General features: G+C 64.2%; 16 protein-coding genes. 11 read left to right on the plus strand and 5 right to left on the minus strand.

Going from position 1 to position 17,195, the window contains the following annotated elements; genetic code table 11:
* The first annotated feature begins 16 nt into the window (after positions 1 to 16).
* From AC097R_RS02755 to AC097R_RS02765, 3 genes are all read left to right on the plus strand, one after another.
* On the plus strand, positions 17 to 877 hold the full coding sequence (locus AC097R_RS02755) for an AraC family transcriptional regulator (protein ID WP_479596071.1): 861 nt from the start codon (positions 17 to 19) through the stop codon (positions 875 to 877).
* Between the two features lie 257 nt (positions 878 to 1,134).
* Positions 1,135 to 1,374, plus strand: a complete 240-nt coding sequence (locus tag AC097R_RS02760; RefSeq protein ID WP_479596072.1) for a hypothetical protein — start codon at positions 1,135 to 1,137, stop codon at positions 1,372 to 1,374.
* 25 nt (positions 1,375 to 1,399) lie between these two features.
* Complete coding sequence (locus AC097R_RS02765; RefSeq protein WP_479596073.1) at positions 1,400 to 1,693, plus strand: RNA recognition motif domain-containing protein; 294 nt, start codon at positions 1,400 to 1,402, stop codon at positions 1,691 to 1,693.
* A gap of 58 nt (positions 1,694 to 1,751) precedes the next feature.
* On the opposite strand, the gene AC097R_RS02770 is transcribed toward AC097R_RS02765, so the two are convergent.
* Genes AC097R_RS02770 through AC097R_RS02780 form a run of 3 tightly spaced genes read right to left on the minus strand, consistent with a single transcriptional unit; the run spans position 1,752 to position 5,207 of the window.
* On the minus strand, positions 1,752 to 3,224 hold the full coding sequence (locus tag AC097R_RS02770) for an ATP-binding protein (protein WP_479596074.1): 1,473 nt from the start codon (positions 3,222 to 3,224) through the stop codon (positions 1,752 to 1,754).
* Complete coding sequence (locus tag AC097R_RS02775) at positions 3,211 to 3,930, minus strand: response regulator (RefSeq protein ID WP_479596075.1); 720 nt, start codon at positions 3,928 to 3,930, stop codon at positions 3,211 to 3,213. Before AC097R_RS02775 ends, AC097R_RS02770 begins: the two co-directional genes overlap by 14 nt.
* An 11-nt stretch (positions 3,931 to 3,941) precedes the next feature.
* A complete protein-coding gene (locus AC097R_RS02780) occupies positions 3,942 to 5,207 on the minus strand; it encodes an ABC transporter substrate-binding protein (RefSeq protein ID WP_479596076.1) in 1,266 nt (421 codons plus the stop codon).
* A 273-nt stretch (positions 5,208 to 5,480) separates the two neighbouring features.
* On the opposite strand from AC097R_RS02780, the gene AC097R_RS02785 reads away from it, so the two are divergent.
* The 8 genes from AC097R_RS02785 to AC097R_RS02820 all read left to right on the plus strand — a co-directional run bounded on the left by AC097R_RS02785 (position 5,481) and on the right by AC097R_RS02820 (position 13,180).
* Entirely contained in the window at positions 5,481 to 6,728 is a 1,248-nt protein-coding gene (locus AC097R_RS02785) for an ABC transporter substrate-binding protein (protein ID WP_479596077.1), read from the plus strand.
* 108 nt (positions 6,729 to 6,836) lie between these two features.
* Complete coding sequence (locus AC097R_RS02790; protein ID WP_479596078.1) at positions 6,837 to 7,751, plus strand: carbohydrate ABC transporter permease; 915 nt, start codon at positions 6,837 to 6,839, stop codon at positions 7,749 to 7,751.
* 8 nt (positions 7,752 to 7,759) lie between these two features.
* The gene (locus tag AC097R_RS02795) at positions 7,760 to 8,626 is read left to right on the plus strand and encodes a carbohydrate ABC transporter permease (protein WP_479596079.1); all 867 of its coding nucleotides are present in this window, start codon (positions 7,760 to 7,762) and stop codon (positions 8,624 to 8,626) included.
* Positions 8,627 to 8,638: 12 nt separating this feature from the next.
* On the plus strand, positions 8,639 to 9,781 hold the full coding sequence (locus AC097R_RS02800) for an ABC transporter ATP-binding protein (RefSeq protein WP_479596080.1): 1,143 nt from the start codon (positions 8,639 to 8,641) through the stop codon (positions 9,779 to 9,781).
* On the plus strand, positions 9,778 to 10,680 hold the full coding sequence (locus tag AC097R_RS02805; protein WP_479596081.1) for a glucosamine kinase nucleotide-binding domain-containing protein: 903 nt from the start codon (positions 9,778 to 9,780) through the stop codon (positions 10,678 to 10,680). The genes AC097R_RS02800 and AC097R_RS02805 overlap by 4 nt, the downstream gene beginning before the upstream one ends.
* Positions 10,681 to 10,690: 10 nt before the next feature.
* Positions 10,691 to 11,713, plus strand: coding sequence for an SIS domain-containing protein (locus AC097R_RS02810; protein WP_479596082.1), 1,023 nt, complete (start codon positions 10,691 to 10,693; stop codon positions 11,711 to 11,713).
* Between the two features lie 10 nt (positions 11,714 to 11,723).
* A complete protein-coding gene (locus tag AC097R_RS02815; protein ID WP_479596083.1) occupies positions 11,724 to 12,518 on the plus strand; it encodes a D-hexose-6-phosphate mutarotase in 795 nt (264 codons plus the stop codon).
* Between the two features lie 56 nt (positions 12,519 to 12,574).
* The gene (locus AC097R_RS02820; protein ID WP_479596084.1) at positions 12,575 to 13,180 is read left to right on the plus strand and encodes a TIGR00645 family protein; all 606 of its coding nucleotides are present in this window, start codon (positions 12,575 to 12,577) and stop codon (positions 13,178 to 13,180) included.
* Positions 13,181 to 13,192: 12 nt separating this feature from the next.
* Here the strand turns inward: AC097R_RS02820 and AC097R_RS02825 are convergent, their stop codons facing one another.
* The gene (locus AC097R_RS02825; RefSeq protein ID WP_479596085.1) at positions 13,193 to 14,140 is read right to left on the minus strand and encodes a cation diffusion facilitator family transporter; all 948 of its coding nucleotides are present in this window, start codon (positions 14,138 to 14,140) and stop codon (positions 13,193 to 13,195) included.
* Between the two features lie 4 nt (positions 14,141 to 14,144).
* Complete coding sequence (locus AC097R_RS02830; protein WP_479596086.1) at positions 14,145 to 17,108, minus strand: DNA topoisomerase III; 2,964 nt, start codon at positions 17,106 to 17,108, stop codon at positions 14,145 to 14,147.
* Between the last annotated feature and the right edge of the window lie 87 nt (positions 17,109 to 17,195).

A 17,195-nucleotide genomic window follows, 5' to 3' on the forward strand; every position in this document is an offset into this window, starting at 1 on the left:
AAAGAGCCCACCGCGCATGAACCGCAGCCACAGCTGGACCGACTACCAAGACCGGCTGAGCCGCGTCACCGCCTACATCCACGACCATCTGGCCGAGGAGCTGGACCTGGACCAGCTGGCGGAGGTGGCCCACCTGTCGCCCTACCACTGGCACCGCGTGTACCACGCGATGAACGGCGAGACCATTGCGGCCACCATACGCCGGCTGCGGCTGCACCGTGCGTCCGGCTACCTGGCCAACACGCAGCTGCCGGTGGCGCAGGTGGCGCGCAAGTGCGGCTACCCCAATGTGCAGTCGTTCACCCGTGCGTTTGGCACGGCCTATGGCATGGGCCCCACGCAGTACCGCGCGCAGGGCGGGCATGTGGTGTTCCGCCAGGGGCTGGCGCAGGCCACCGCGGCGGGATATTCCGTAGACATCCGCTTTGTGCCCGCGGTGCCGCTGGCCGGCCTGCCGCATGGCGGTGGCTATATGCGGATTGGCAAGGCGTTTGAAACCACCTTCACCCACATGGCTGCGCAGGGCCTGCAGCGCGAGGACACGCGCTGGCTGGCCGTGTACTACGACGACCCCGCGGCCGTGCCCGAGGCGCAGCTGCGGTCGTGGGCCGGTTTGTCGGTGCCCGCAGGTGCCACCGCTACCGCGCCCCTGCAGCCCATGACGCTAGTCGGCTGCACCTGCGCCGTGCTGCGCCACCGCGGGCCCTACGCCACCATGGGTGCGGCCTACCACTGGTTGTATGGGCAGTGGCTGGTGCAGTCGGGCCAGGCAGCCCTGGACCAGCCGGTGTTTGAGGAATACCTGAACAACCCGCGCGATACGGCGCCGGCCGATTTGCTGACCGACATCTTCCTGCCGCTACAGGAACCTGCCTAGTTTCCCGTCTGGCGAAACTTTTATAAACTTTTGGCAATATAAGTGTTGACTTATATTTATTAAAAGATATAATGCAGGGCAGGAACTCAGTGTGCTCCCAACGCACTGTTCCACGAGACCCGACAAAAGATGTCTTTTGTAGTGGGGCCTCGGTTTATTCGACACTTGTCGACCACGTTGATCTGCAGAGCTGCAGCCAACCGATTCTCTCCTTGCTCAAGCCGGCCCCTTTATTCAGGCCCGCACCCCCCTCTTACATGAACCAGATTTCTGAATTAGCCATACCCATGGGCAACTACATTGTTTCGCCCGCCACGCACGCCACCAGCAATGGCCGTTTCCGTGCCTCCATTTCCGTCCAGCGCACCCAAAGCAAGGGCGCCTACTGCCGAATTTTTAACTTTGACTGCGAGTTCGTATCTCGCGAAGCCGCCCGTGTGTATGCCATTACCCAGGGCTGGTTAGAAACCTGCATTCCGCGTCCGCAAACCTGCTGAAGACACTTTTTCTGAAAGGCAAACTATGAGTACCAAAATTTATGTGGGCAATCTGCCCTATTCCGTCGACGACACCAGTCTGCACAGCAACTTCTCCGAATTCGGTGATGTGACCTCCGCCAAGGTGATGATGGACCGTGACACCGGCCGCTCCAAAGGCTTCGCGTTTGTCGAGATGACCACACCAGTTTTTGCCCAAGCAGCCATTGACGGCTTGAATGGCCAATCGGTGGATGGCCGATCCATTGTGGTGAACCTGGCGCGTCCGCGCGAAGACCGTGGCAGCTCTGAAGGCTACCGCGGCGCACGCAGCTACTAAGCTGTAAGGCCCCCAAAAAAGCCGGCGCTTGCAGCCGGCTTTTTTACGTCTGTTTGGCTCACTCCGATGGCAGGGCCGCCAGCAACACGGTGACCACCAGCCCGCCCTCGGCGTGGTTGTGCAGGCGGATCTCGCCGCCATGCGCCTGGATGATGTTGCGTGCGATGCCCAGGCCCAGGCCGGTGCCGGTGCGGTTTTGTTGCTGGCCGTGGGACAGGCGCACATGCGGTTCAAACGCGGCCGACATGCTGGCCTGCGCGATACCAGGGCCGAAGTCGCGGACCTCCACCAGCGCACGTGCGCCCTGGTGGCTGAGCCGCACCTGCACGCGTTCGCCATACAGCACTGCGTTGTCCAGCAGGTTGCTGAAGGCGCGCTCCAAGGCAAGCGGCTTGCCCAGCACGCTGATGGCCTCGGCCGTGCATTCGATGGACGCGTCGGGGTGGATGGGCCGCTGCGCCAGGCGGGCCAGCAGCGTGTCCAACCGCACGGGGGTCAGGTTTTCGTGGATGTCGGTGTCTTTCACGCTTTGCAGCGCGGCTTTCACCATCACGTCCAGGTCGTCCAGGTCTTCGTGGAACTCGGCACGCAGGGTTTCGTCGTCCAGCAGCTCGGTGCGCAGCTTGAGCCGCATGATGGGTGTCTTGAGACCGTGCGAAATGCCGAGGAACAGCCGCTCGCGGTCCACCAGATAGCCCTGGATGCGGGCCTGCATTTCGTTGAAGGCGCGCGCGGTGCGGCGCAGTTCGGCAGTGCCGGTCTCGGGCACGCTCTCGGGAGCCGTGTCGCTGCCAAAGGCGTTGGCAGCAGAGGCGATTTTGTTCAGCGGGCGGATCAGCCCGCGCACCAGTAGCACGCTGAGCACCAGCACCGTGGCCAGCGTGACCAGCTGCAGCGCAATGCGGTCGGTGGTCAGCGGGTTGGCGTTGTCCAGAAAGTAGGGGTCGGGCATAGGCGCGGCCAAGTACAGCCAGCGCCCGGGTTCAAACTCGGCCTGGATGACCAGCACCGGTGCGGGCCGCGGGCGCAGCAGCAGGGTGGCCTCCACCCACGATTCGGGCAGGTCGCTGACCATGCGGCCGTCGTCGGACACCTGCAGGTTGTCGGGCCAGGAAAAAGCCACATCGGGCGCCTGCGTGGCGTGCAGGTTGCGTACCAGGTCGTCGCGCACCACATCCACCACGGCGTCTACCAGCGCGTTGTTCTTCAGCGGGGCGATGGGTACGCGGGCCTTGTTCACGTTTACAAAAAACCGCGTGCCACCCATGGTGCGCAGCTGCTCGATGAGGATGGGGCGGAACTGAGGCGGCAGGTCACGGAAGAAGCGGATGGCGCCGGCCGCATTGAGCGCCAGGTGCTTGCCGGCGCCCAGCGCCTCGGTGCGTGCGCTTTCGCGCAGCTGGCGCGCCCACAGCAGCGTGCCCACCAGCTGGGCGCTCACCACGCCCAGCGCCATCACCACCACGATGCGGCCCAGCAGGCTGTCGGGCAGGTAGCGGCGCGTCCAGCGGCGTCGGTTAGCTGTCGCCATGCTGGGTGACGTCGGCCGAGAACACATAGCCACTGCCGCGCACGGTCTTGATGAGCACTGGCTGCTTGCCATCGTCGTGCAGGCGCTGGCGCAAGCGGCTGATCTGTACGTCCAGCGAGCGGTCCAGCGGGCCCAGGTCCCGGCCGCGGGTTTGCTCCATCAGGCGGGCGCGGTCCAGTGTTTCGCCTGCGTGCTCGGCAAAGAAGCGCAGCAGGTTGAAGTCCATGCTGGTCAGCACCACGGGCGCGCCCTGGGCATCGGTCAGCACGCGCTCCACCACGTCCATGCTGAAGCCTGCAAAGCGCAGCGTGCGCACCGGCGCGCCCGGTGCACCCAGCTGCATGCGGCGGTGGATAGCCTTGATGCGGGCCAGCAGTTCGCGCGGGTTGTAGGGCTTGGCAATGTAGTCGTCGGCGCCCAGCTCCAGGCCGACGATGCGGTCGGTATCGTCGGCGCTGGCGGTCAGCATGATGATGGGCACGGGCGACTGGCTGCGCACGCTGCGGCACAGCGTGAAGCCATCGGTGTCGGGCAGCATCACGTCCAGAATGACGAGGCTGAGCTCGTCCTTGAAGCGGTCGAACTCGGCCATGAAGCTGGCGCCGTCGTGCGCCACGCGCACCTCGTACTGGTGTTTCTCCAGGTAGGTCTTGAGCAGGTTGCGGGTTTTTTGGTCGTCGTCGACGACCAGCAGGGTGCGGTTCATGGCGTGTGTCTTCAGCGTTCGGCGCTGGGCGCGCGGATCACGGCGGCCAGGCGGCGCTGGGCCTCTTGCGGCTCCATGCGCGGGTCGGTCAGGTAGCGCCACAGGGTTTGCGCCACGGCGTCCTTGATGGCTTCGTCGGCCGCCATGCGGTGCGCAAGGCTGGGCACGCGCGCGCTGCGCGGGGCGGCAAAGGTTTCCCACGAATCGCGCGCGCAGCCGTCGAGCTGGGTCACATCTATATCGCGACGCACAGGCACGGCGCCCTTGATGCGGTTGTAGGCCATTTGCGCCGGAATGCCAGTGACCACCTCGGCCATTTTTTCCTGCGCGGCTTCGCGTGGGCGGGCGCTGATGAGCATGGCCAGCGTGTCGATGCTGTAGAGGTGCATGCCCTCGGTGCCGGGCACCACCACACAGCCAAAGTCGCGCGTCGGGCTGGCGCCCCAGGCCATCAGTTCGCCCTTGGCCCAGTCACCCATGATCATCATGCCGGCGCCATCGGCCAGCAGTTCGCGGGCGCTCTCGGTCCAGGCGCGTTCCACGGGGGCGTCGCTGGCCAGCGTGCGCAGCCAGCGCAGGCGCTGCAGCGCGCGCTCCACGCGCGGGTCCATCCAGGCGCTGCTCTTGCGCTGCACGATGAGTTCGCGGTACAGCGCTGGGCCGGCGTCGCCCAACAGCAGGGTTTCAAACACGGTGGCCATTTGCCAGGGTTCGTCGCTCCAGGCCAGTGGGCGCACGCCCTGGGCCTGCAACTTGCGCGCAATGATTTCAAACTCGGCCCAGGTGCGCGGGGGCGTGAGGCCCAGCTTGTTGAACACCTTGCGGTTGTAGAGCAGGGTGTTGATGCGCTGGATGCCCAGCGGCGCGGCAATCACGTCGCCCTTGTAGGTGATCAGGTCCAGCACGGTGGGGAACAGCACCTGGGACCAGCGCTGGCGCTGGGCCACGGCGTTGAGTGGCATGACCAGGCCAATGTCGGCCCAGTCGGTCAGCGTGGTGCCGATGAGCTGGGCCACGTCGGGCGGATCACCCAGCAGCACGCGGCTCTTGAGCACCTTGACCGCCGCCATGCCGCCGCCGCCGGGGATGGCCGCGTCCTTCCACTGCACGCCGGCCGTGGCCAAGTGGGCGCTGAGCTGGTCAGCCGCGCGGCGCTCGCTGGCCGAGGTCCACCAGTGCAGCACGTCCAGCGGCACGCTGGGGCTTTGCGCGTGGGTGGGCAGCGCGGCCCCCAGCCACAGCGACAGACCCCACACGACCCAGGCGAAAGCTTTCATTTCCTGTCGATTTGTAATGTTATGTATGCGCGCCGCCGTCCAGCCCGCCAGACCTGGCCCGTGAGGGCTGCTGGCGCGTAATAAAGCGTAAGGCAAAGCGGCAATACATGGCGGAAATTCTGAATGAAATCAACGACTTAACTGTGTAAGGCCGCCCTGGCTTGGCGGTTTGATATTACAGGGGTCACAGCATAACCTCCGGGCCACTGATCGCGCTTGCCACAGGGCAGTGACGGCAGTTTTCATTCACCAAAGTCCAGGAGAACCGACCCCATGTCCCATACCCTTCGCCTTGCCGCCGCTGCGGCAGCGCTGGTTTGCAGCAGTTTGGCCAGTGCAGGCACGCTCACCATCGAAAGCTGGCGCGTTGACGACAAAGGCCTGTGGGAAGACGTGCTGCTGCCCGCCTTCTACAAAGCCAACCCCGGCATCACCATCAAGTTCGCCCCCACCTCGCCACCCGAGTACGACTCGGCGCTGAACACCCGCCTGACGGCCGGCACTGCGGGTGACCTGATCACCTGCCGCCCGTTTGACGTGTCGCTGGACCTGTTCAAAAAGGGCCACCTGGAAAAATTGGACGGCGCGCCCGGTCTGAAGAACTTCCCCGACTCGTCGCAAGTCGCCTGGCAGACCGATGACGGCAAGGCCACCTACTGCATGCCCATCGCCTCGGTGATCCACGGCTTCTTCTACAACAAGAAGGTGTTTGCCGATCTCGGCCTGGCTGTGCCCGTGACCGAAGCCGACTTCTTTGCCGCGCTGGACAAGATCAAGGCACAAGGCAAGGTGGCGCCCATTGCCCTGGGTACCGCTGACCAATGGGAAACCAACCAGATCGTGTTCACCGGCATTGGCCCGAACCACTGGAAGGGTGAAGAAGGACGCAAGGCCATCATCTCTGGCAAGAAGAAGTTCACCGATCCTGAATTCGTAAGCACCTGGGACACCATGGCCAAGTGGTCCGCCTACCTGCCCAAGGGCTACCAGGCCCAGACCTATGGCGATTCGCAAAACCTGTTCGGCACAGGCCGCGCTGCGATCTACCCTGCTGGTTCGTGGGACATCTCCTACTTTGAAGGCAATAGCAAAGTGGAATTCGGCGCCTTCAAGCCACCCGTGCAAAAAGCCGGTGATCCTTGCTACATCTCGGACCACACCGACATCGCCATGGGCATCAACAGCAAGAGCAAGAACAAGGCCGACGCTCAGGTGTTCTTGAACTGGCTGGCCAGCAAAGAGTTTGCCGACCTGTACACCAACAAGGTGACCGGCTTCTTCTCGCTGTCCAAGCACGCGATTGATGTGAAGAACCCTGTGGCCAAGGAAATGATTGGCTGGCGCAACCAGTGCAAGAGCACGATCCGCCTGAACGCACAGATCATGAACCGCGGTACGCCGAGCATGGAAAACGAGCTGTGGAACGTGAGCTCGCAAGTGTTGAACGGCAAGATGGCCGCCAAGGATGCAGCAACGCAAATCCAGACCGGCTTTGCCAAGTGGTACACGCCTGGCAAGTAATGCCTGGGTGTGATTAAGCAAGGTGCGGGCCGGTGGCCCGCACCTTGTTGCCACAGTTTTCTTTCCCCTGTTTCTCCCTGCATCTGTCTCTGACCAACAAGGTCTTCCATGAAATTAGGTTTCTCCTGGCGGGTGCTGGTGTTCCTGGCACCGGCGCTGCTGATCTACGCCACCTTCAGCGCGTTGCCGCTGATCGACACGCTGCGTCTGGGCCTGTACAGCGCCGACGACACGGGCGTGCGCACCTTCTCCGGGCTGGCTAACTACATCACCATCCTCTCGGACCCGCGGTGGTCGGCGAGCTTCTGGAATGCGATGTGGAACAACCTCAAGTTCTTTGGCATCCACATGGCGGTGCAAAACCCTGTGGGCCTGCTGCTGGCGGCGCTGCTGTCGCTGCGCAATGTGCGCTTTGCAGCCACCTACCGCACCATCTTTTTCCTGCCCACGCTGCTGTCAGTGGTGATCATTGGTTTTGTATGGCAACTCATCCTGTCGCCGCTGTGGGGTGTGTCCGAGCGCTTGTTGGGCTTTGTCGGTTTGGGGGACTGGTTCGCACCCTGGCTGGGCCTGGAAGGTAGCGCGCTGATCACCGTGTCGCTGATGTCGGTGTGGCAGTTCATCGGCGTGCCCATGATGCTGATCTACGCCGCGCTGATCGCGATTCCCGAAGACATCATTGAAGCTGCCGTGGTGGAGGGCGCATCGCCCTGGCGCATCTTTTGGCAGATCCGCCTGCCGCTGATTCTGCCCACGTTGGGGCTGGTGACCATCCTGACCTTTGTGGCCAACTTCAACGCGTTTGACCTGATCTACACGGTCAAGGGCGCACTGGCCGGGCCCAACTACAGCACCGACTTGCTGGGCACGCTGTTCTACCGCACCTTCTTCGGCTACCAGTCGCAAGTGGCCAGCGCCACCATGGGTGCGGCCGTGGCCACCATCATGTTCCTGGTTATTCTGGTGGGCGTGGCCCTGTACCTTTTGGTGGTGCAGCGCCGGCTGCAGCGCTTTGCTTTGTGAGACTGCGCATGGCCCATTCGTCTTCCCCCTCCACAGTGCGTAAGGCCCTGCCCGTGGCGCCCAGCCGCGTGTTTGTGCACCTCACTCTGATCGCTTACCTGCTGCTGGCGCTCTTGCCCATCCTGCTGGTGTTCATGAACTCGTTCAAGAGCCGCGACGCCATCTTCAACGACCCGCTGGCCTGGCCCACACCCGAGACCTTTTCGCTGATTGGCTACACCAAGGTGCTGGGCCGCTCGGACGTGCTCATGTACTTCGGCAACAGCTTTATCGTCACGATTGCCTCGCTGTTCTTCATCCTGCTGTTTGGTGCCATGGCGGCCTGGGGCCTGTCGGAGTACCGCTTCAAGGGCAACCGCTGGCTCAAGTTTTTCTTTGCCTTCGGCATCATGGTGCCGATCCGCCTGGGCACGGTGTCCATCCTGCAGCTCATGGTGGAGCTGAACCTGGTGAACACGCTGACCGCACTGGTGCTGGTCTATGTGGCGCAGGGCCTGCCTTTGGCCATCATGATCCTGTCCGAGTTCATGGGGCAGGTGCCCAGCGAGCTGAAGGACGCAGCGCGCTGCGACGGCATTGACGAGTTCCGCATCTTCTTCCAGGTGGTGGTGCCGTTGATCCGCCCGGCCATTGCCACGGTGGCGGTGTTCACCATGGTGCCGATCTGGAACGACCTGTGGTTCCCGCTGATCCTGGCGCCGTCGGACAAGACCCAAACCATCACGCTCGGTATCCAGCAGTTTGTGGGGCAGTACGCCACCGACTGGAATGCCGTGCTGGCCTCGCTGTCCCTGGCCATCGTGCCGGTGGTCACGCTGTATGCCCTGTTCTCCCGTCAACTGATTCGCGGTATCACCGCGGGCGCCGTCAAATAAAGCACACACACCATGGCACGCGTTTCCCTTAAAAACATTTCCAAATCCTATGGCAGCAACGAGCCGGTGCTGCACAACATCAGCCTCGATATCGAACACGGTGAGCTGGTGGTGCTGGTCGGCCCCAGTGGTTGCGGCAAGTCCACGCTGTTGCGCGTGCTGTGTGGCCTGGAGGACATCAGCAGCGGCGAGCTGCGCATTGGCGACGATGTGGTGAACCACCTGCCGCCGGCCGAGCGCGGCATTGCCATGGTGTTCCAGAGCTACGCGCTGTACCCGCACATGGACGTGTACCGCAACATGTCTTTCGGCCTGAAGATCCACGGCGCCACCAAGGCCGACATCGACAAAAAGGTGCGCGACGCGGCCAAGGTGCTGCACATCGACCACCTGCTGGACCGCCTGCCACGCGAGCTGTCCGGCGGGCAGCGCCAGCGCGTGGCGATTGGCCGCGCCATCGTGCGCGAGCCACGCCTGTTTCTGTTCGACGAGCCACTCTCCAATCTGGACGCCGCGTTGCGCGCCAAGACCCGCATCGAGCTGGCGCGCCTGCACCGCGACCTGGACGCCACCATGGTCTATGTGACGCACGACCAGGTCGAGGCCATGACGCTGGGCGACAAGATCGTGGTGCTGAACGAAGGCCATGTGCAGCAGGCGGGCACACCGCTCTCGCTGTACCAGCAGCCCGCCAACCGCTTTGTAGCGACCTTCATTGGCTCGCCCACCATCAACCTGTTGCCCGCGCGCGTGATCGAAGTGTCTGACGTTGGCGCACGCCTGCAACTGGGCAATGGCAGCAAGGTGCTGGCCACGGTGGATGCCTCGCAGCTGCAGGTGGGTGAGACGGTGGAAGTGGGCCTGCGCCCCGAGCACTGCGAAGTGTTGCCTGCGGGTGTGGCGCCGGGCGCGGATGACACCGCGCTGGATGCCGAGATCACGCTGGTGGAGCACCTGGGCGAATCCAACCTGCTGTACCTGAAGATGGACGATGGACAGGAGCTGATCGTGCGTGGCGATGGCAATGCCGAGGTGCGCCTGGGTGACTCGGTCATTGTGCGCGCCGCGCCGTCCGCGCTGTACCTGTTCAAAGCCGATGGCTCGGCCTGCATGCGCCTGAACCCGGGCAATATGCGCTCGGCCCACGCCCGATGAGCGCTGTCTGGAATTTCAGCTCTCTGCCCGCGCACGTCCACTACGCCATTGGCGTGGACGGCGGCGGCACCAGCACGCGGGCGCGTGTGGTGCACCGCAGCGGTGGGGTGGTGGGTGAGGGCAAGGCCGGTGCTTCGGGGTTGATGCAGGGCACTCCCCAGGCCTGGCGCCATATTGCAGAAGCGATTGCACTCGCGGTGCAGGGCCGTTTGCAGGCCGGCTGGCCCCAACCTGAGCCCGCCAATTGCGCGCTGGGCCTGGGCCTGGCCGGTGCCAACAACGCAGACTGGAATGCCGAGTGCCTGGCCGCCAACCCCGGCTATACGCGCCTGGTACTGGAGTCCGATGCGGTGACCGCCCTGCTGGGCGCCCACCAGGGTGCGCCCGGTGCGCTGGTCATCATGGGCACGGGTGCGATTGGTCTGGCCCTGCAAGCCACTGGTGCGCGTACCACCTCGGGTGGCTGGGGCTTTCCGTGTGGTGACGAGGGCAGCGGTGCCGACCTGGGACTGCAGGCTGTGAACCTTACGCAGCGCGCGGTGGATGGGCGCCATGCCCACACGCCACTGACTCGCGATGTTTACGCCACACTGGGGAACACGCCGCAGGCCTTGCTGGCCTGGTGCGGCGTGGCACGCCAGTTTGAGTACGCCAGCCTGGCGCCCAAGGTCTTTGCGCATGCAGAACACGATGCCGAAGCAGCCCAGCTGCTCGCACGTGCTGCGCAAAGCCTGGAGGCCTTGGCCACCGCGCTGGACCCGGCGCATACCTTGCCGCTGGCCGTGGCCGGCAGCATCGCCCAGCGCCTGCTGCCCCAGCTCTCGCCCGCCATTGCGCAGCGCGTAGTGCCCGCCCAGGGTGACGCCATGGATGGCGCGCTGGCCCTGTGTTTTCAATAAAGGATTGTTTGTGAGTACTTTGATGTTGGAAGAGGCCCTGGCCTCGGCGCACCAGGTGGCGCTGCAACTGGCCGCGGACGAAGACCGCTACGCCGCCCTGGGCGCCGCGCTGCGCGCGCTGCCGCCCCAAGGTGCGGTGACGATTGCGCGAGGCAGCTCGGACCACGCGGCCGCCTACTTTGCCTACCTGGTGATGTCGCGTACCGGGCAGCTGGTCACTTCGCTGCCCATGTCGCTGTTGACACTCTATAAGGCGCCGCTGGCCAAGCAACGCCTGCTGGCGGTGTCCATCTCGCAGTCGGGTCGCAGCCCGGACCTGATCGAACCCATGCAGCTGTTTGAGGCCGCGGGGGCCACCACGGTGGCGCTGGTGAACGACACCACGTCGCCCCTGGCCCTGGCCGTGGACTGGGCCTTGCCGCTGCACGCGGGCCCCGAGAAAAGCGTGGCCGCCACCAAGAGCTTTATCTGCGGTCTGGTGGCCGGCGCGCGCCTGGCTGCGCATTGGGGCGAACATGCTGACCTGTTGCAGGGCCTGCAAACGCTGCCTGCGGCGCTGGAGGATGCATGCAAGCAAGATTGGTCCAGTGCCGTGGAGCCGCTGCGCACGGCCAGCAAGCTGATGGTGATTGGCCGTGGCCCGGGCCTGGCGATTGCGCAGGAGGCGGCGCTCAAGTTCAAGGAGACCTGTGCCATCCAGGCCGAGGCCTTCAGCGGTGCCGAGGTCAAGCACGGCCCCATGGCGCTGGTCGACGAGAACTACCCCATGCTGGTGTTTGCGCTGCGGGGCCCCGCGCAGCAAAGCCTGATTGACCTGGCCACCGAGATGCGTGGCCGTGGCGCCCAGGTGCTGCTGGCTGCACCGGCCGATGTGCCGGGCCGCGACCTGACGCTGACTACCGCACCGCAAGAAGACCTGGACCCCATCACGGCCATCCAGAGTTTCTACCTGCTGGTGGAAGCCGTGGCACGCGCACGCGGCGCCAACCCCGACCAGCCACGCCATCTCTCCAAGGTCACGACCACCCGATAAACTGCAGGGCATGAACTGCCAGACCCTGTTGATCGACGAAGCCCCCGCCGTGCGCCTGCAGGGCCCCGCGGGCGATACCGTCACTGTGCTATTACGCGGTGCCCAAGTGATCTCGTGGGTAGATGCCGCTAGTGTGGAGCGGTTGTATTGCAGCCCGGCCTCGCCCCTCAAAGGGCCGCAGGCCGTGCGCGGTGGCGTGCCGGTGATCTTTCCGCAATTTGCGGCGCGGGGCCCGTTGATGCGCCATGGCTGGGCACGCATGCGGGAGTGGACGCTGCTGCCCTGGGATGCATCTGAGTCCGAACCCCGCATCTCCCTGCAACTGCACAACGCGGTGGGCGACGACCCACAGTGGCCCCATGCCTGCGTCTGCACGCTCACCGTGAGCCTGCTGGCGAATGGCCTGCGCATGGCGCTGGCGGTGGAGAACACGGGCCCTACGTCCTTTCCCTTTCACGCAGCCTTGCACACCTACCTGGCGGTGGGCGATGTGGCGCAGGCCACGTTGACCGGCGTGCTGCCCGAGGGCGCAACGCTGTCGCTGCGCGAGCCTATCGACCACATCTTTGAAGCCGTGGCCGGCCCCTTGCAACTGCAAAGCCCGCTGGGGCCGCTGCAGCTGGAGCACGCGGGCTTTGGCGATGTGGTGGTGTGGAACCCCGGGCCCGACGCCGGCTTGGCCGATTTGCCGCCGCAGGGCCATACCCAGTTTGCCTGCGTGGAAGCCGCGGCAGTGATGCAACCTGTGGTGCTGCTGCCCGGTGCGCGCTGGCAGGGATCGCAGACGCTGCTGAGCGGTTTGTAGGGGCTTAGGCGCATTTTTTACAATGCGCGCGCTGTCCACTTTTGATCCCGCACACCATGACCGCCCCTACACCCAAAAAAGCCACCGCGCTGCGCCCCATCCCCAACTTCATTTTTGCCAGCCGCTGGCTGCAGTTGCCGCTGTACCTGGGGCTGATTGCCGCGCAGGGCGTGTACGTCTTCCACTTTTGGGTGGAGCTGGTGCATTTGCTGGAGGCCGCGTTTGGCAGCCAGACCGCGCTGCAGGCGCTGGTGACCAGCATTGGCTACAAGTCCGACATCACGGTGCCCGCGCTGAACGAGACCATCATCATGCTGGTGGTGCTGGCGCTGATTGATGTGGTGATGATCTCCAACCTGCTGATCATGGTGATCGTGGGCGGCTACGAAACCTTTGTGAGCCGTATGGACCTGGAAGGCCACCCCGACCAACCCGAATGGCTCAGCCATGTGAATGCCTCGGTGCTCAAGGTGAAGCTGGCCATGGCCATCATCGGCATCAGCTCCATCCACCTGCTCAAGACCTTTATCAACGCCGCCAACTACGACGTGAAGGTGCTCATGTGGCAGACCATCATCCACGTGGTGTTTTTGCTCAGCGCGCTGGCCATTGCCTACACCGACAAGCTGCTGACCGCCACGCACAACGCGCAGCAGCACTGAGCCACGGTTGGCCTAGCTGACCACGGGTTCGTGGTCTTTGTCCGGCCGCTGGGCCGGGTCCACATGGGTGAACAGGTTGAGCACGCGGTGGCGTTCCAGCACGGCGGCCCGGGCGCGCACCGCGATGGCGTGGCCGGCCTCCACGGTGAGCTGGGCATCCACCTCGATGTGCGCGTCGGCCAGCACCATGTCACCCATCTTGCGGGTGCGCACCTCATGTACGCCCAGCACACCGGGGGTGGAGAGCAGCGTGGAACGGATGGCCTGCACCTCTTCCTGGTCGATGGCGTGGTCCACCAGGTCGTGCAGCGCGTCCCAGCCAAAAATCCAGCCCATGCGACTGACCATCAGGCCCACGATGAGCGCGGCGATCGGGTCCAGCAGCGGAAAGCCCGCCAGATTGCCCAGCAGCCCCAGGCCGACGACGAGGGATGAGGCGGCGTCTGACCGTGCATGCCAGGCATTGGCCACCAGCATGCTGGATTTGACCGCTTTGGCAACGCCCAGCATGTAGCGAAACAGCAGTTCCTTGGCCGCCAAGGCGGCCAGCGCCACCCACAGCGCTGCCGGATGGGCCACGGCTATGGTCTCCGGGGTTTGCAGCTTGGTCACCGCGCTCCAGACCATGCCCACACCGACCAGCAGCAACAGCGCGCCCAGCGCCAGTGAGGCGGCAGTCTCAAAGCGCTGGTGGCCGTAGGGGTGCTCTTGGTCGGCGTCTTTCTGGCTGTGGCGGCTGGCGAACAGCACCACAAAGTCGGCCACCAAGTCGGACAACGAGTGCAGGCCGTCGGCCACCAAGCCTTGCGACCGGGCCAGCACGCCAACGACGATCTGCAGGCCGGAGAGCACCAGGTTGACCGCGACGCTGACCCAGGTGCTGCGTGCCGACGCCACCGCGCGCTGCGCAGCAGAGTGGGTGCTGTGCTCGTTGTCGTCGCGCGGCTCGGAGTAGCGCATGGCCTTAGCTCAAGTGTTTGCCCGCAATGCCTGCCAGTTCAAACATCGTCACCTGTTCCTTGCCAAACACTTTGAGCAGCTTGGCATCGGCGTTGATGGCGCGCTTGTTGGTCGCATCCTGCAGGCCGTTGGCCTTGATGTAGTCCCACAGCTTCTTGATCACTTCGGTGCGGGCCACGGGCTCAGCGCCAATTACCGCGGCGAGTTCGGCGCTGGGCAGTTTGCCGCTGGCGGCTGTGGTCTTGCGCGGCACCTTGGGCTTGGTGGTTTTGGCCGCCGCAGCTTTCTTTGCAGGTGCTTTCTTGGCTGCAGCCCCCGTAGATGCTGCGCGAGAAGCTCCTGTTTTGGTAGCGACCGTGGTTTTGGCAGCCGCTTTGTAAGCGGGCTTGCGCGGCGGGAACTTGCTGGGTGCAAACTCGAAGTTCACCTTGCCGGCCTCGGCGTCCCAGGCCAGCATGGCCTTGAAGGCGCGGCGCGTGCGCATGGAGACAAACTTGTCCAGCAGGTCGGTCTTGCCGGTGGCCAGCAGCTTTTGCATCTGCTCACGCTCGATGGGCTGCTGCAGGATGATCTGGCCGCTCTTGAAGTCGCACGTGGGTGTGGGCTGGGCCATGGTGGGCACCGACTTGTCGCACACGTAGTTCTTGCCGTGTTCAAACACGCTGCCGCCGCACTTGGGGCACACACCTAGCGATTCCTTGCCGCTGAAGTCGATCAGCTCGCCGCTTTCCTCGCCGGCCTTGTCGTCGCCAAAGTCGAATTCCAACTTGTAGTTCTTGGTCTCGTCGTCGAACTTGATGACCATCTCGGCAGTGAACGGCCAGCCCGCCTTGGAGCGGAAGCCGTCCAAGGGGCCGATGTGTTTGTCACGCAGGAATTGCTCCACCTCGGCAGGCTCAAACGTGCGCCCGGCGGGCGATTTGCCGAAGGAGAAGCCGCAACCCTCCTCGGTACCCGTCTTGCCGGTGCAGGTGTAGCGGCGGTAGTTTTCCTTGACGATGCCACCGCAGTTGGGGCAGGGCGCGGCCAGCGTGGCGTAGTCGCCGGGGATGGTGTCGCGGTCGTACTCCTTGGCCTTCTTGACCATGCGCTCGGTCATGGCGGCAATCTCGGCCATGAAGGTCTCGCGCTTCAGTTTGCCTTGTTCCATCTGGGCCAGCTTGTATTCCCATTCGCCGGTCAGTTCGGCCTTGGAGAGTTCTTCCACACCCAAGCCACGCAACAGCGTCATCAGCTGGAAGGCCTTGGCCGTGGGGATCAGCTCGCGGCCTTCGCGCAGCATGTACTTCTCGGCAATCAAGCCTTCAATGATGCTGGAGCGCGTAGCAGGTGTGCCCAGGCCCTTCTCTTGCATGGCTTCGCGCAGTTCGTCGTCCTCCACCGTCTTGCCGGCGCCTTCCATGGCGCCCAGCAGCGTGGCTTCGGAGTAGCGGGCCGGGGGGCGGGTTTTCAGGCCCTTGGGGTCCACGGTGTCGGTCTTGACCTTTTCACCGGGCGCCACCGGCACCAGGCTCTGGCCCTTGTCACCGTCCTTGGCGTCTTCCACCTCGGCCGCGGCCTCTTTGCCGTAAATGGCCAGCCAGCCCGGCTTGACCAGCACCTTGCCCTCGGTCTTGAAGCTGTGGCCTGCGGCAGTGCTGATGCGCGTGGTGACCTGGTATTCGGCGCTGGGGAAGAACACCGCCATGAAGCGGCGCACCACCAGGTCGTAGACCTTTTGCTCGGCCTCCGACAAGCCACTGGGGGCTTGCAGCGTGGGAATGATGGCAAAGTGATCCGACACCTTGGCGTTGTCAAACACACGCTTGGTGGGCTTGATGTAGTTGCCGTTCAGGGCGGTCAGCGCGTGCGGTGCCAGGTGCTTCATGCCGCTGTCGGCCAGCATCTCGAAGGTCTGCTTGACCACGGGCACATAGTCTTCCGGCAGGGCGCGCGAATCGGTACGCGGGTAGGTCAGGGCCTTGTGGCGCTCGTACAGGCTTTGTGCGATGGACAACGTGGTCTTGGCCGAGAAGCCAAACTTGCCGTTGGCCTCGCGCTGCAAACTGGTCAGGTCGAACAGCAAAGGCGATGCTTGCGTGGTGGGCTTGCTTTCTTCCGTCACCGTGGCTTGCTGGCCGCGCACGGCGTCGGCAATGGTTTGCGCCTCGCGCTGGCTCCAGACGCGGTCGGCCTTCTTCTCGGCGTCGTCGGCATCCTTCTTGTGCGCGGGGTTGAACCACTTGGCGGGGTAGTCGCCTGCAGCAGCTGCAAAGCTGGCGTGGATTTCCCAGTAGTCGCGGCTCACAAACTTGCGGATCAGCTCTTCGCGCTCCACCACCACCGACAGCGTGGGCGTCTGCACGCGGCCCACGGTGGTCAGGAAGAAGCCGCCGTCGCGGCTGTTGAACGCCGTCATGGCGCGCGTGCCGTTGATGCCTACCAGCCAATCGGCCTCGGAGCGGCAGCGCGCGGCATCCGCCAGGGGCTGCATCTGCGCATTGGTGCGCAGGTGGTCAAAACCATCGCGGATCGCCTGAGGCGTCATCGACTGCAGCCACAGGCGGCTGACCGGCTTGCCCAGCGGCTTGGCGCCCCCGGCGTACTGCTCGATCAGGCGGAAGATCAGCTCCCCCTCGCGGCCCGCGTCACAGGCGTTCACGAGTTTGTCCACATCCTTGCGCTTGGCCAGCTTGACCACGGCGTTCAGGCGAGTCTTGGTCTTGTCCACGGGCTTCAGGTCAAAGTGCGGCGGAATCACGGGCAGGTGGGCAAAGCTCCACTTGCCGCGTTTCACGTCGTATTGCTCGGGCGCCTGGATCTCCACCAGGTGGCCCACGGCGCTGGAGACGACGTAGGTGTCGCTCTCGAAGTATTCGTCGTGTTTCTCGAACTTGCCCGCCGTGGGCGTGAGCGCCCGCACGATGTCTTGGGCCACCGATGGCTTTTCGGCAATAACTAATGTTTTATAGAAAACGTCGTTTTTCATCTGACTACAATCCAGTTCTCGCGTGCGCGCAGGCGCGCACTTGCACACGCAGGCACGCACACATGCGCGCCCATACGATTCACCATA

It is taken from the genome of Rhodoferax sp. ZS1R25 (genome assembly GCF_056521335.1).

Excerpts from the sequence above, each read along its gene's own strand:
- AC097R_RS02755 (WP_479596071.1), top strand. The coding sequence starts at position 17 with ATGAACCGCAGCCACAGCTGGACCGACTACCAAGACCGGCTGAGCCGC.
- AC097R_RS02765 (WP_479596073.1), top strand. The coding sequence starts at position 1,400 with ATGAGTACCAAAATTTATGTGGGCAATCTGCCCTATTCCGTCGACGAC.
- AC097R_RS02775 (WP_479596075.1), bottom strand. The coding sequence starts at position 3,930 with ATGAACCGCACCCTGCTGGTCGTCGACGACGACCAAAAAACCCGCAAC.
- AC097R_RS02825 (WP_479596085.1), bottom strand. The coding sequence starts at position 14,140 with ATGCGCTACTCCGAGCCGCGCGACGACAACGAGCACAGCACCCACTCT.
- AC097R_RS02790 (WP_479596078.1), top strand. The coding sequence starts at position 6,837 with ATGAAATTAGGTTTCTCCTGGCGGGTGCTGGTGTTCCTGGCACCGGCG.
- AC097R_RS02830 (WP_479596086.1), bottom strand. The coding sequence starts at position 17,108 with ATGAAAAACGACGTTTTCTATAAAACATTAGTTATTGCCGAAAAGCCA.
- AC097R_RS02815 (WP_479596083.1), top strand. The coding sequence starts at position 11,724 with ATGAACTGCCAGACCCTGTTGATCGACGAAGCCCCCGCCGTGCGCCTG.
- AC097R_RS02795 (WP_479596079.1), top strand. The coding sequence starts at position 7,760 with ATGGCCCATTCGTCTTCCCCCTCCACAGTGCGTAAGGCCCTGCCCGTG.
- AC097R_RS02770 (WP_479596074.1), bottom strand. The coding sequence starts at position 3,224 with ATGGCGACAGCTAACCGACGCCGCTGGACGCGCCGCTACCTGCCCGAC.
- AC097R_RS02800 (WP_479596080.1), top strand. The coding sequence starts at position 8,639 with ATGGCACGCGTTTCCCTTAAAAACATTTCCAAATCCTATGGCAGCAAC.
- AC097R_RS02780 (WP_479596076.1), bottom strand. The coding sequence starts at position 5,207 with ATGAAAGCTTTCGCCTGGGTCGTGTGGGGTCTGTCGCTGTGGCTGGGG.
- AC097R_RS02785 (WP_479596077.1), top strand. The coding sequence starts at position 5,481 with ATGTCCCATACCCTTCGCCTTGCCGCCGCTGCGGCAGCGCTGGTTTGC.
- AC097R_RS02760 (WP_479596072.1), top strand. The coding sequence starts at position 1,135 with ATGAACCAGATTTCTGAATTAGCCATACCCATGGGCAACTACATTGTT.
- AC097R_RS02820 (WP_479596084.1), top strand. The coding sequence starts at position 12,575 with ATGACCGCCCCTACACCCAAAAAAGCCACCGCGCTGCGCCCCATCCCC.
- AC097R_RS02805 (WP_479596081.1), top strand. The coding sequence starts at position 9,778 with ATGAGCGCTGTCTGGAATTTCAGCTCTCTGCCCGCGCACGTCCACTAC.